The 13,097-nt window shown below is 49.4% G+C and carries 16 protein-coding genes; 4 read left to right on the forward strand and 12 right to left on the reverse strand.

Annotated elements, in window-relative coordinates; genetic code table 11:
• Nucleotides 1-35 precede the first annotated feature (35 nt).
• Entirely contained in the window at nt 36-1,049 is a 1,014-nt protein-coding gene (locus IE082_RS07765) for an NADP-dependent oxidoreductase (protein WP_189493347.1), read from the forward strand.
• 68 nt (nt 1,050-1,117) lie between these two features.
• Here the strand turns inward: IE082_RS07765 and IE082_RS07770 are convergent, their stop codons facing one another.
• The 9 genes from IE082_RS07770 to IE082_RS07810 all read right to left on the reverse strand — a co-directional run bounded on the left by IE082_RS07770 (nt 1,118) and on the right by IE082_RS07810 (nt 7,518).
• Nucleotides 1,118-2,128: a metal-dependent hydrolase gene (locus IE082_RS07770; protein WP_189493348.1), complete on the reverse strand. Its 1,011-nt coding sequence runs from the start codon at nt 2,126-2,128 to the stop codon at nt 1,118-1,120.
• A gap of 49 nt (nt 2,129-2,177) precedes the next feature.
• Nucleotides 2,178-3,533, reverse strand: coding sequence for an acetyl-CoA carboxylase biotin carboxylase subunit (gene accC / locus IE082_RS07775; RefSeq protein WP_189493349.1), 1,356 nt, complete (start codon nt 3,531-3,533; stop codon nt 2,178-2,180).
• 107 nt (nt 3,534-3,640) lie between these two features.
• A complete protein-coding gene (accB, locus tag IE082_RS07780) occupies nt 3,641-4,096 on the reverse strand; it encodes an acetyl-CoA carboxylase biotin carboxyl carrier protein (protein WP_189493350.1) in 456 nt (151 codons plus the stop codon).
• Nucleotides 4,097-4,471: 375 nt separating this feature from the next.
• Nucleotides 4,472-4,909, reverse strand: a complete 438-nt coding sequence (gene aroQ, locus IE082_RS07785; protein ID WP_189493351.1) for a type II 3-dehydroquinate dehydratase — start codon at nt 4,907-4,909, stop codon at nt 4,472-4,474.
• An 82-nt stretch (nt 4,910-4,991) separates the two neighbouring features.
• On the reverse strand, nt 4,992-5,849 hold the full coding sequence (locus IE082_RS07790) for an MOSC domain-containing protein (protein WP_189493352.1): 858 nt from the start codon (nt 5,847-5,849) through the stop codon (nt 4,992-4,994).
• 75 nt (nt 5,850-5,924) lie between these two features.
• Nucleotides 5,925-6,074 (reverse strand): hypothetical protein, encoded by a 150-nt coding sequence (locus tag IE082_RS07795; protein ID WP_189493353.1) that lies wholly within the window; start codon nt 6,072-6,074, stop codon nt 5,925-5,927.
• 110 nt (nt 6,075-6,184) lie between these two features.
• Nucleotides 6,185-6,799 (reverse strand): GlxA family transcriptional regulator, encoded by a 615-nt coding sequence (locus IE082_RS07800; RefSeq protein ID WP_189493354.1) that lies wholly within the window; start codon nt 6,797-6,799, stop codon nt 6,185-6,187.
• 7 nt (nt 6,800-6,806) lie between these two features.
• On the reverse strand, nt 6,807-7,274 hold the full coding sequence (locus tag IE082_RS07805) for an OsmC family protein (RefSeq protein ID WP_189493355.1): 468 nt from the start codon (nt 7,272-7,274) through the stop codon (nt 6,807-6,809).
• 1 nt (nt 7,275) lies between these two features.
• Complete coding sequence (locus IE082_RS07810; RefSeq protein WP_189493356.1) at nt 7,276-7,518, reverse strand: DUF1272 domain-containing protein; 243 nt, start codon at nt 7,516-7,518, stop codon at nt 7,276-7,278.
• Nucleotides 7,519-7,807: 289 nt separating this feature from the next.
• Between IE082_RS07810 and IE082_RS07815 the strand changes: the two genes are divergently transcribed.
• On the forward strand, nt 7,808-8,764 hold the full coding sequence (locus tag IE082_RS07815) for an NAD(P)H-dependent flavin oxidoreductase (protein ID WP_189493357.1): 957 nt from the start codon (nt 7,808-7,810) through the stop codon (nt 8,762-8,764).
• Between the two features lie 97 nt (nt 8,765-8,861).
• Nucleotides 8,862-9,518: a DUF2461 domain-containing protein gene (locus IE082_RS07820; protein ID WP_189493358.1), complete on the forward strand. Its 657-nt coding sequence runs from the start codon at nt 8,862-8,864 to the stop codon at nt 9,516-9,518.
• Nucleotides 9,519-9,591: 73 nt separating this feature from the next.
• Here IE082_RS07820 and IE082_RS07825 read toward each other — a convergent pair whose 3' ends face one another.
• Together IE082_RS07825 and IE082_RS07830 are read right to left on the reverse strand one after the other, a co-directional pair.
• Nucleotides 9,592-10,479, reverse strand: coding sequence for a nuclear transport factor 2 family protein (locus tag IE082_RS07825; protein WP_229809771.1), 888 nt, complete (start codon nt 10,477-10,479; stop codon nt 9,592-9,594).
• A gap of 22 nt (nt 10,480-10,501) precedes the next feature.
• The gene (locus tag IE082_RS07830; protein WP_189493359.1) at nt 10,502-10,816 is read right to left on the reverse strand and encodes a MoaF-related domain-containing protein; all 315 of its coding nucleotides are present in this window, start codon (nt 10,814-10,816) and stop codon (nt 10,502-10,504) included.
• A gap of 135 nt (nt 10,817-10,951) precedes the next feature.
• Here IE082_RS07830 and IE082_RS07835 point away from each other — a divergent pair, with 135 nt between their 5' ends.
• Entirely contained in the window at nt 10,952-11,836 is an 885-nt protein-coding gene (locus IE082_RS07835; protein ID WP_189493360.1) for an AraC family transcriptional regulator, read from the forward strand.
• An 80-nt stretch (nt 11,837-11,916) separates the two neighbouring features.
• On the opposite strand, the gene IE082_RS07840 is transcribed toward IE082_RS07835, so the two are convergent.
• A complete protein-coding gene (locus IE082_RS07840; RefSeq protein WP_189493361.1) occupies nt 11,917-13,092 on the reverse strand; it encodes a THUMP domain-containing class I SAM-dependent RNA methyltransferase in 1,176 nt (391 codons plus the stop codon).
• Nucleotides 13,093-13,097 lie beyond the last annotated feature (5 nt).

Consider the following 13,097-nt stretch of genomic DNA (forward strand, 5'->3'; position numbering starts at 1 on the left):
GTTCACTTTTGATTTTAATATTTTGTTAGGACTTTATGAAAGCACTCGTTTTAACCCAGTATAAAAAGGCAGGTTTAGATACTGTTGTCTTGAAAGATTTGCCACAACCGCAGCCCACCAACAGCCAAGTCCTAGTTCGACTCAAAGCAGCGGCATTCAACCCAGCTGATTTGCACATCATTAGTGGTGAAATGAAAGCTATGTCGCCAAATAAAGCCCCATTTGCCTTGGGCGTTGATGGTGCAGGCGTGGTTGAATCTGTCGGCTCTGGCGTTAGCCATTTCAAGGTTGGCGATGAAGTCATGTTTTATACAGGATTGGTTTGGAGCGGTACAGTTGCTGAATATATTGCTGTTGATGTGAATGCTTGCGCCATCAAGCCTGCCAGCTGGACATTTGAACAAGCTGCGGCTGCGGCATTGGGACTATTGTGCGCAAGGCAAGCATTGAATCGCGCACAAGTCAAAAGTGGACAACACATCTTAATCCACGGAGGTGGTGGTGCAGTCGGTGCTGCGGCCATCGTTTTGGCACAAAATTTGGGCGCAACAGTTGATACCACCGCCAATGTGGCTGATACTGAATATCTTAAGTCGTTGGGCGTTCACATCGTGTTTGACTATAAAACACAGCCTCTGACGAGTTTGCCGAAAGCGCACTACGACATGGTACTCGACGGTCTGGGCGATGAAACATTGCTGCAGTCTTTGCCATTGCTCAAAAAGACGGGTGTGGTGATTTCGCTCAAAGTCATGACGGGTGTCGATGATATGGCACGCATGGGTATGAATGTGCCGTGGATTTTTAAGCTACTGATGCCTCTGATGTTCCGAAAATTTACCAAAGTGGCCCACAAAGCAGGCGTTCAATTGCATGGCGTCGCCACTTACCAAGATGGTAAAACACTTGAAGCTATAGCGAAAATTGCTGAACAAAAATCATATTTACCTCGAATTGATCGAACGTTTGCACTAAATGAAGCAAAAGAAGCACTCGAATATTTTGCCAATAGCAAAACTCGCGGCAAAGTGGTGGTGCGGATGGATTAAGCTTGGTAATGGTAAGAGAGAACTTCAACTGAATTTTTGTCTCAGTTAAGGAGGTGCAGTAAATTTTTTTAACGGGGTGGCGGTGTCTCGTCGCCCTTGATTCTGGCCCATAGCCAGTCCAACTCTTCGGTGGTTACTTTCCGACCTTGGTCTGATTGGACGGGAGTGATGCTTTGCCATTGGCCATTCGTGTTTTTGGCCAATGTGAATTCAAACACATAGTTTGGCTCTTGCCCCATTCGTAAATCTGATAAAACCGCTAAATCATTAATTTGTTTGATGCTGTAAAAGCCCTGTGTGAACCAAGCCATGCGCTGAGCGGCCCAGTTGTTTTGTAAGTTTTGCATCAGTTCGGGCTGGCTACTGCATGAGTCAAAGTGAATGTTTTGGTCGTTATCAAAAAATGAATAAAAGCCCTCTTGATAACCATCCTCACGCATGACGACAATACGCCAAGCGATGGTGTTGAGCGGGGTGGGGGTGACAAAAAATCTGGCTTCTGGAGTGCCTTCTTTGCTCAGTTGTGAGTGAACTGCCCGCTCAACTAAGTCCTGAGCCAAAACACTCCATGCTAAATAAGCACAAGAAATCCATAGACCCATCGCATTGAATTTCAATCCTCTAAAGTGCCGCATAGACAGTGTGAAGCCAAGTCCTATTACCAAAGGCAGCGTATAAAGTGGATCAATAATAAACATGCTGCCAATGGCAACAGGGTGATTTGAGAAAGGCTGAAATATCTGGGTGCCGTAAATGGTAAAGGCATCCAATAGAGGGTGTGTGAATAGCGCCAACCAAAGAGCTAGGCACCAGTATTTAAATAGGTGTTTTTCTCGATGAATATGGCAGACCAGCAGTGTCAGTAAGGGGGCGAGAAGTGTGAGCAACAATAACCCATGACTATAACTGCGGTGATAAGTCATGTTGCGGACTGCATCACCGAAGTCCCAAATCACGTCTAAATCAGGCAGTGTGCCAGCAATGCCGCCCCAGATGGCGGCTTTCCAAACAGCAGTGCGGCGTCCCATTACAGCGACACCGCAGGCCGCGCCCAACGCCAGCTGCGACAGTGAATCCATAATTAGTGACAGTATATGGTTTGAACGCGGTGATCAGCCGAACGCTATGTTAAGGCTCAGTCCCACGCAATTCCAATTTGTGCTCTAAGTAGTGAATGCTAAAACCACCGTCATTAAAGGCTTGGTCATTCATCATTTCACGGTGCAGCGGAATGTTGGTTGAAATGCCTTCGACCACCATTTCGGACAAAGCGGTGCGCAAACGCGCGATGGCTTGCTCGCGGGTGTCACCGTAGGCAATGAGCTTACCAATCATTGAGTCGTAGTGTGGTGGGACGAAGTAGTTGGTGAACACGTGCGAATCCACGCGAATTCCTGGGCCGCCAGGGACGTGCCACATCGTGATTCGACCTGGGCTGGGTGTGAATTTGAACGGGTCTTCTGCATTGATGCGGCATTCGATGGCATGGCCTTTGAGGACGATGTCTTTTTGTTTGTAGCGCAGTTTTTCGCCTGCGGCGATGCGAATTTGCTCTTGAACAATGTCGATGCCCGTGACCATTTCGGTAACTGGGTGTTCGACTTGAACGCGGGTATTCATCTCAATGAAGTAAAATTCGCCATCTTCGTACAAAAACTCAAACGTTCCTGCACCGCGATAACCCATTTTTTCACAGGCGCGGGCACAGCGCTCGCCGATTTTGTCAATCAACTTGCGTGGAATGCCGGGAGCGGGTGCTTCTTCGATGACTTTCTGGTGGCGGCGTTGCAGGGAGCAGTCGCGCTCACCTAGATAAATTGCATTGCCATGTGTGTCGGCCAAGATCTGAATCTCAACGTGGCGCGGATTGGTGAGAAACTTCTCCATGTAGACTTCGGGATTGCCAAAAGCCGCTTGTGCTTCTGCCTTGGTCATGGCAACTGCGTTGAGCAGAGATTCTTCAGAGTGAACCACGCGCATCCCACGACCACCACCACCGCCTGCGGCCTTGATGATGACGGGGTATTTCACTTCGCGCGCCATTTTCAGAATTTCGGTCGGGTTGTCACCGAGCGCATCAGGAGAGCCAGGCACGCAAGGAACGCCAGCGGCAATCATGGCTTGTTTGGCAGCGACCTTGTCACCCATGGTGCGAATCGAGTCAGCGGTTGGGCCGATGAACACAAAACCTGATTGCTCAACCTTCTCTGAAAATCCCGCATTTTCTGATAAAAAACCATAACCCGGATGAATCGCTTGCGCGTCAGTGACCTCAGCTGCCGCGATAATCGCAGTCATATTCAAGTAGCTTTGTGAGGAGGGGGCAGGACCGATGCAGACAGATTCGTCAGCGAGTTTGACGTATTTGGCTTCGCGGTCAGCTTCTGAGTGGACGACAACGGTTTTGATGCCCATTTCGCGGCAGGCGCGTTGGATACGCAATGCGATTTCACCACGATTGGCGATGAGGATTTTTTCGAACATTTTTTGTCCCTGATAGTAATACATCGGGCGGGCAATCATGCACCGCCTCAGTGCTTGGTCTGTGAGCGGGGATGAGTGCCCGCCCGACGGGTCAATCGTGTGATTGTTTAGCCAATGACGAAGAGCGGCTGGCCGAATTCAACAGGTTGGCCGTTTTCAACCAAAATTTGTTTGATTACACCATCAGCATCCGCTTCGATTTCGTTCAAAAGTTTCATCGCTTCGATGATGCAGACTGTTTGGCCTTTTTTAACGGTATCACCGACAGCGACAAACGGCGCCGCGCCAGGTGATGACGCACCATAGAATGTGCCGACCATGGGTGATTTGACTTGATGTCCCGTCGGTGCGGCGGGTGCTGCCTCTACCGCGGCTGCGGGAGCTGGAGCTGCCATCGTTGCAGCCGCAGCGGCTGGGGCGGTGGCTTGGGTGGTGTAAACGACTTGTTGTTGCGTGCCGCCTTTGACGATGCGTACTTTGCCTTCGGCTTCTGTGATTTCGAGTTCAGAAATTTCGGATTCTGAGACGAGGTCAATCAGGGTCTTGAGTTTACGTAAGTCCATGTGAAGCTCCTTAAAAATCAATATGAAAAAGCAAGTTGTTGCTTTTTCTGTGGCTTAAATTGGAAACTTTGTTAGGGTGGCCTTGACAAAGTTTGTAGAAATAGCACTTGGTGAGTGATGAGGCCATTGGTCAGGCCTCAAGTTAAATGCCGTCACCACGCACATTCAAATACCCGTTAACAGGCAGATGTGCTGCGGTGTCATACTTCTTTCAAATAGTGGCGCATTATAAGCGAACATTGAGTAATTGCGTTTAATTTTCGATTATTTCACGTTAAAAAAGCAAAACACCCGATAAAAAGAACGAGTGTTCGGTGCCTTCAAAGTGTGTTCATGGCTGTTTTAGTGGTTTGAGTGTATGTCTTTGGAATGGTTTTAGGTGTTGCGCTGCGCCAAAAACCTCAAAGCGGCTTCGTAACTGTAAGCACCCAGTCCGCTGATTACGCCAATGGCGATTTCGGAGAAGTAGGAGTGATGGCGAAATGATTCTCGTTGGTACACATTGGACAAATGGACTTCGACAAACGGAATGGCAACGCCTGCCAATGCATCACGTATGGCCACACTGGTGTGGGTGTAAGCGGCAGGGTTGATGATGATGGCGTCAACTTGACCACGTGCTGCGTGAATGGCGTTGACCAACTCGCCTTCAATGTTGTTCTGGGTGTGGGTGAGTGTGATGCCTAAGTCGCTGGCGACAGATAGCAAATGCTGATTGATGTCGTTCAGGGTTTGTGAGCCGTAGACTTCGGGTTCGCGCGTACCGAGTAAATTGAGGTTAGGGCCATGGATGACGAGAATGCGACGTGTCATGGAAACTCCTTTTAGATTAGTGGCGGCATTTTGCCATAGATTGGCTCATCGGTGTCAGTCACGCGAGGTCAGGCCAATGATTTCAGAACGCGTAGTTAACACCGACAGTTTGACCGACGCGAACGATTTGTTCAGCGCCTTCGATGACAATGGCATTCATGCCAAAGGTTATGGCACCGTTTAGGCGTGTGTCGTGGCGATAGGTTTGTAGGGTGTCACCGACGGCTTCTGGCTGATAGACCGCGGTATCTGGATCAATACTGGGAATCGGGCAGCGCTCGCAAGGTTTCACATTCTTGATGACGATGGGACTCTCAGAGTCAAGGTGTAACTCATCAATGAGGTCTTCGTCATGTGCGGGTAGGTCGGCTAAGACGATGTTCGGGCGAAAGCGTCTTTGGTCAACTTCGTTGTGGCCTTGGGTTGTGAGTTTTTGGTTGAGTTCGTCAACAGCAGAGCTGGTGGTGATGAGCAGTGGATAGCCATCAGCAAATTCGGTGGTGGCAGTGTGCTCGCCCGTCCATTCTTGGCTGCACAGACGTGGTTGATCAGCATTAAATCGCATCAGGCGCAGTGGCTCGCCGAGGAACAGGCTAAACCATTCGGCGGCCAAGTCGCCCATATCAAAAGCACTGACCGTGCTTTTCCACACCTGTGCGGTTTTGAGTTCGCCCGTGGCTACTAATGAAAGGGCGAGTGGTGGCATATTCGGAGCATTGATGATGAGGTGACCATTCTGGATGCTCGGCACAATCAGAGCCATAAGTGCATGGCTGCGCTGTGTGATGAATTGACCGTCAGGTTTTGTTACCATCCAGTGACGGTCGTATTGCAAACCCGTCGGCGTGAGCACCGCTTCATCTACCGCGACAGCGGCGCAGGATTTGATGGGGTGAATGAATAGTTGTGCGATGGTTGCGCTGGCGTCGTGCGTGGTCATGTGTTCTCCTAATGTTGGTCTACATTATATGGCAAATAGACCAATCAACGTGTCGGAGATAGGGGCGCGGTCAAATTAGAGTGAATGCAGCACACGCGAACGACGCCACGCCTGCGCTGAGGAAAATCCTGCATTGAGTGCGGCTTTTTCTTGGGACAATCCTGACGCTCGCCATTGCTGGAATAACGCATGTTTGAGCGAGATTTGGTAGTCATGGACGGTCATGCCAGTGCAAGTTTTGCCAAATCATCAAGCGCGTGTGGGGATGTGGGATTGGCACTGATGGTGTCTTGCACTTTATGGATTGTGCGATGCATGTGGTTGCGCCCGACGAGCTATGGCGAGAGTTCTGGATCATGGCTGCTGCGGCGAAAATACAGACTCATGTGACGCGCAGTTTGAATGGTAGTTTGCTCGCCGTAGTGCTTCGCCAACCAATGCAGTGCCAAATCAATGCCCGCTGTGATGCCCGCACTGGTGTAAAGCGTGCCGTCTTCGACGAACACACGGTTTGTTTGCACCAGTGCCTTGGGGAATTCATTTTGCAATGCATCGGTTAAAGCATGATGCGTTGTGCAGGTGCGGCCATCCAGTAAGCCTGCTTGACCGAGCAGATAAGCACCTGAGCAAATACTCATGACTTCGTGTTGTTTTGGATTCACCGCCGATTTGAGAAAACGGACAATCACCTGTGCCACCTCGCCACGAAAATCCAGATCTTCATCCAATGCACCAGGAATTATCACCAAATCACCTGATGCCAGCTCGGTCGGCAGTGACGTCACGCCTGTGATTTGAATCGGTAGGGATGTCTCGATGTGTGTGGTGGGTGACACCACATGCAGAGCCAAATCAGCACCAAAGCGTCGAGCCACCCGAAACACCTCCAGCGGCCCAACCATATCGAGTAGCTCCACCGTCGGCGGCAAAATCATGTAAACATGGCGCATACTCAGCTCACCAAACAGGCTCGCAACGCAAATCGGTGGTTACAGAGTTAGCGATGAAGCAAGACTCATGCGCCAAATGATGCATTTGCTCAATTTGCTCCCGTGTGGGCAGACGTTCGCCGCTGAAAGTGACTTTTGGGCGGAGCGTGACTGCAGTCATGGCCAATTTGCCTTGTGCATTTTCTGCCATCACGCCGACGGCATGGTCATGATAGTTGTCCACGCAAAACCGCTTTTTGGCCGCAATACCGAGAAACCACAGCATGTGGCATGACGACAACGAAGCCACGAATAGCTCTTCAGGATCAACGGCACTCGCATCCGAATACGGTAACGGTACGACGTGTGGTGATGAGGACATTGGCAAGATGATACCGCTATCAAAGGTGGCGTCATGTCGGCGGCTGTATTGATTGTCGGTGAACGCCTCGTTGTCGTGGCGAGTCCATTGGGTGAGTGCGGTATATTGGGACATATTATCGGGCTTGAAGTTTTGGGTTAAAGACACGTCGGTTTGAGGCAGGATGCTTTAGTAAGGCATCAGTAGGCCGACGTGGCCTTGGGGCAAACTCGCCGTTACAATTCGGGCAGGTGTTATGCAAAACTTCATCTGCACAGGTACGGCAAAAAGTACATTCAAAGCTGCAAATTACCGCATTTTCAGACTCAGGTGGCAAATCAGTATTACAGCATTCGCAGTTAGGGCGCAACTCGAGCATGGTGTGCTCCTCATGGTGTTTGATTGGTCATATCATACACTCGACCCATCTCTTTTGGCATGGCCGATTGTGCCAAAAAAGTGGCAAAAACAGACATGCCAATACTGGCGTAATGAGTGGATGTTTCACAGGGGATTCTGGTTTTCAATGGTTATCGTAAGGGCATAGGTTAACATAGCCAAATACCTTGTTGTACGGCTTTAATTGTGGTTTAATTATTTAAATTATGAACGACCGTTCGATATTGGTGGCTCAATTATTGCCTAAAAAACCTAACCAAGGAGACTTCATGACGTTACCCGCATCTCTTCAAAATCTGCGTTTACCTGTGATTTGCGCACCGATGTTTATTGTGTCATCACCTGCATTGGTCACCGCACAGTGCAAAGCGGGAATTGTCGGCTCATTCCCAGCACTTAATGCGCGTGGTGAAGGTGCATTAGATCAATGGTTGACCCAGTTAAAAGCTGACTTGGCTGCTGACAAAGCCGCAGGTGATAACCCAGCACCTTTTGCTGTGAACCAAATCGTCCATGCATCCAATGCACGACTGGCTGAGGACATCACGGTGTGCCTCAAACACCAAGTACCGATTTTCATCACCAGCTTGCAAGCACCGCCGAAAGAATTGATCGATGGTGCACACGCTTATGGCGGTATCGTACTGCACGACGTCATCAACGTGCGTCATGCCAAAAAAGCGCTGGAAGCGGGTGTGGATGGCTTAATTCTCGTTGCCGCAGGCGCGGGTGGTCACGCGGGCATGCTCAGTCCTTTCGCACTCGTGGGCGAGATCCGCAAGTTTTATGATGGTCTCATCGTCTTATCAGGTTCGATTGCACAGGGTGACGCCATCCTCGCTGCCCAAGCCATAGGGGCGGACTTGGCTTACATGGGCACACGTTTCATCGCCACACTCGAAGCGAATGCGGACGAGTCGTACAAACAAGGCATCATTGATGCAGCGGCCAATGACGTGATTTACACCAATTTATTCACAGGCGTGCACGGCAATTACCTGCGCAGCAGCATCGTCAATGCAGGCTTAGATCCCGACAATTTGCCCGTGGCAGACAAATCCAAAATGAATTTTGGTTCGGGTGGAAACACCGCCGCTAAAGCATGGAAAGACATCTGGGGTGTGGGTCAAGGTGTTGGCCTCATTGACAACGCGCCCAGTGTGGCTGAACTGGTCAATCAATTACAAGGCGAATACGAAGGAGCGCGCGCACGACTAGCGCTCTAGCATCGTGTTGTAAAAGCTAAAAATGGGCACTTCGCAAGTGCTCATTTTTCGTTTATAGTCTTGCCAAATACTCGCTCAAAAAACGAAGGAGCACATCATGCCCATTCCCGCCGATACGTTGCCCTTTCTCTCTGAACTCAAAGCCAACAACAATCGCGAGTGGTTTAATGAACACAAACCGCGCTATACGGCACTGCAAGCAGAGCTCATCGATTTCATCGACAAACTCATCGGCACGCTGATTAGCCACGCCCCTGAGTTTGTCGGCATTGACCCGAAAAAATGCTTGTTCCGCATTCACAAAGATGCTCGTTTTGCCAAAGGTGAACCTTACAAAACCCACATTGGCATCCACATGGTCGGCTCAGGTCACCGAGCAGATTTCGGTCGCGCAGGATTTTACCTCCACATTGAACCATCAGCGAGTTTCCTTGCAGGTGGCGCACATGCGCCCAGCAGTGATTGGCTTAAACGCATCCGTGAGCAACTCCTCATCAGCGGCAATGAGTTTGAGGGTATTCTCACTGATAAAACATTCAAAAAATACTTCACTGAGTTAGAAGGTGCAACACTTACTCGTCCTCCTGCGGGTTTTGCTGCCGACAGTCCGCATTTGGAACTGATTAAACGAAAAGCCTTTACCGTCTCGCATCCGCTGACAGATGAAGAGCTCACGAGTGCAAAGTTTCTCACGAAGTTTGGCAAAGTATTTTCGGTTTATCAGCCGTTTATGGATTACTTGAATAATGCCTGATTGTGTCAATCATCAAGGTTAAAAAAACCGCTCATGGACTGAGCGTTTTTTTTCACTTCAAACAGCGTTGTGTTTAAAACATGCCGTTGCTGTGTGCCATTTGCGCAGGGATTTCTTGTACCACGTCCCAATGCTCGACGATTTTGCCGTTTTCTACGCGGAATAGGTCATAAAATGCCTGTCGTTTGCCACTCCACTCGCCTTCGCTGACGGTCACGACGAAGTTGCCTTCGCCCAAAACTTTATGGACTTTGTTGTATTTGAACATGTTGTTTTGTGCAATCAACGCGCCGATGGCTTCATTCAATCCAGACAAGCCGTCTTTGATGCCGACGTTGTGTTGGTGGTATTCGGTGGTGCTGATGTAGTCGGTAATCTTTTGTGGGGCTTTGCCAAACAATACGTCATCAACGAAGTTTTTCACCAAGGTTTTGTTCGCTGCAGTTTTGTCCAAATCAGTCACTTGTGTAGGGCCGTCCACTTGTGTTCGACCGCTAGCGGTTTTCTCGACCAATGGGTTAATCGCGTCCCAATGCTCAGCAACTTTGCCATTTGCAATGCGGAAAATATCAAAGGTCACGACTTTTTTCGCGCCAAAAGCTTCGGCGTTGTCGTAGGTGTTGTGCATGACCACGAGGTCGCCATCGACAATCATGCGGTGGTTTTGCGTGGTGGTGCCTGCTTGTTTGAGCAGCGGCGCAAAGCCTAACACTGGTTCAATCCCAGTGGGCACGTGCGGGTTGTGCTGAATGTAGTCTTGAGCAAAGTATTTTTTGATGCCGTCAGCGTCGTAGTCTTTAAAAAATGCTTGGACCGCGTTGAGGGCAACTTGTTTGTTGGCGTTTTGTTCCATTTTAGTTTCCTTTGGTGTTTGATGGTGCTGCTTGGTGGTTTTTGCGCTGACGTTGACCGCTGTGGCGGCCAACATCAGGGCGATGATGATGCGATTGGGTTTGTTCATGATATTTTTAGTCTCAGCCATCTCAGTTGATTTCAGTTAATGTGCCGCTAAAGTTTAAGAATGTGTCTTTGTCCACCGTGATGTTGGTGTGTACCACGCCGTTCTCAAAGTCCTCGACGTGCACCACGGTGGTGTTGGATTTTTCTTTCCAATACGCCATATACACATTCGGGCGAATCTCGACCATGGTGATGCGCACAGTTTCTGGCGTACCGAAACCGTTGTCCAAAATCGGCGCGTAGGTCATTTCGGTGTCGCTGTGAAAATCGAGCTGAAAGACAAATTCGCCACCAAAGTTGACTTTGAATTTTTTACCAATGACTTGGATTTTTTGCATGATGTTTCCTTGTGTAAAGTGTGGATGAAAATCTTCTGATGAACTTTGTTTTGAAGTGTGTGTATTGTGCCTATAAACAAAATAATACAATAGGTAAAAAAACATGTAAAAATAGTAAAAAAAGGACAAGCATACATGCCAATTAATCAAAAAAACAGCGTCACTCCCATACTATTTGAGCCGCCAAAGGCGTATTCATTGGATATTGAGGTTTTGTTATTGTCTGAGTTCAAGTCTCGATTAAAAGACACCATTCACGAAACCCAGCGGCCATTTTTTTATATGTTGTTTGTGGTTGAGCGTGGCGAGTTGATTCATTTTGTTGACTTCATGGAGCGGCGTTGCGTCGCCCACGACTATCTGCTGATTAAGCCCAATCAAATCCACCGCTTTTCCAATCAATTTGACTGGGATGGCTGGGTGCTGATATTCAGCGCCGAATTGTTATTGAGCAACAGCAAAGAAGAGGAAATTCTCTATCAGCTGCCGACGACGTTTTCGATGGGCCGCTCGTTGTTTGATGCGTGCGTGACCCACCTGAAGTCAATGAGCAAGGACACTGAGCTCAATGCGCCCAAGCATGAACTCAATGCATTGCTGCGCCATCAATTGAGCAGTTTGATTCTGCGTTTGCGTTTGGCGGAAGGTTTGTTTGATTTTAATTTAGAAGCGGACAGCATCAGAAACGCACGCTTTAATCGCTTTCGCCTGCTGTTGGAAAGTCATTTCAGTACAGAGCATCAGGTGGGGTTTTATGCCGCCGAGTTGGGGCTATCGTTCAAAACTCTCAATCGTTTGTGCCTACAAATTGTCAACGCATCGGCCAAGTCATTGATCCGCGAGCGCGTTGTTTTAGAAGCCAAACGATTACTGGTACACACCACTGAGTCTATTCAATCAATTGGCGAGACGCTTGGTTTTGATGAAACCAGCAACTTTATCAAAGTATTCAAAAAAAACACCGAGCTGACGCCGAGACAGTTTCGCAGTTTGCACAACCCAGCAACCCTTGATGACTGACCGCCATAGATGGAACTTTGTTAATTTTAGAGTCATAAAAATGAAAAAAGCGCGAATCGCGCTTTTTGTTGGTCAAAACATTACTGTCCATCATCTTCATCCGCCACCACTCGTGGCTTCCTCGCGCTGCCTGCAACCATTTTAAATTCAAACAGTCTGCAGTCGAGTGCGCCATTAAACAATGGTATTTTTTTGCTGGCCGACAAGCGCATGTATTTGGGCACATCGCGGTCGCTGGTGAGTAGGTACGCGTTCCAGCCTGCGTAGTGGGCTTTGAGGTGGTCTGCCCAGTCTTTAAAAAAGGCAGCGTCTTCGGATGCTGTGACGACGTCAATGCGCTCGCCGTAGGGTGGGTTGGACAGCAGAATGCCGTTGGCAGCAGGCGGCATGGCTTTGAGGGCGTTTTGTTGTTCAAACGCGATTGGGAATGGCAAGCCTGCTCGTGTGAGGTTGCGTGCGAGGTCATTCACGGCGTGTGCGCTGATGTCGCTGGCGTATAAAGCACGTTGGGTTTTGTCGATTTTGATGTCGTTTTTGACTTTTTGCCACAGGGTTTTGTCGAGGGTGCGGTATTTCTCAAAGGCGAAGCCACGTTGCCAACCCGGTGGGACGTTGGCCGCCATCAAGCCCGCCTCGATGATGATGGTGCCGCTGCCACACATGGGGTCAAATAAGGGTTGTGTCGGTTGCCAGCCTGACAGCATGACCAAACCTGCTGCTAAGTTTTCGCGCAACGGCGCACGACCTTTATCCATTCTCCAGCCGCGTTTGAATAATGCCTCGCCTGAGGTGTCGAGGTAAATCGTCGCTTCGGTTTCGGTCAAAAACGCATAAATACGGGCATCGGGGGTCACTGTGTCCACGGATGGGCGCACGTCCATGAGGTCACGGAAATAGTCGCACACGGCGTCTTTGATACGCAGGGTGATGAATTCGAGGCTGCGCAGCGGGCTTTTAATCGCTGTCACTTCGATTTTGATGGTGTGGTCAGGTGTGAAGTAGCTGCTCCATGGCATGCGTGCGGCGAGTTTGTAGATATCGTCTTCGTTGCGATAGCCTTGGTTGCCCAAGCGCAGCAGGATGCGCGATGCGATGCGCGAATGCATGTTCGCTCGGTACATGACTGCCGTGTCACCAGCGAAGGCCACACCGCCGTTGGTGGGTTTGATGTGCTCGGCGGAAATCTGTTCGAGCTCTTTGACCAATAAATGTTCAAGGCCGCGCGGGCAAGGGGCAAAAAATGAAAGCAATGACATAAAAA

The sequence above is a fragment of the Formosimonas limnophila genome (assembly GCF_014652675.1).
In the GTDB taxonomy this organism is placed as follows: Bacteria; Pseudomonadota; Gammaproteobacteria; order Burkholderiales; family Burkholderiaceae; genus Hydromonas; species Hydromonas limnophila.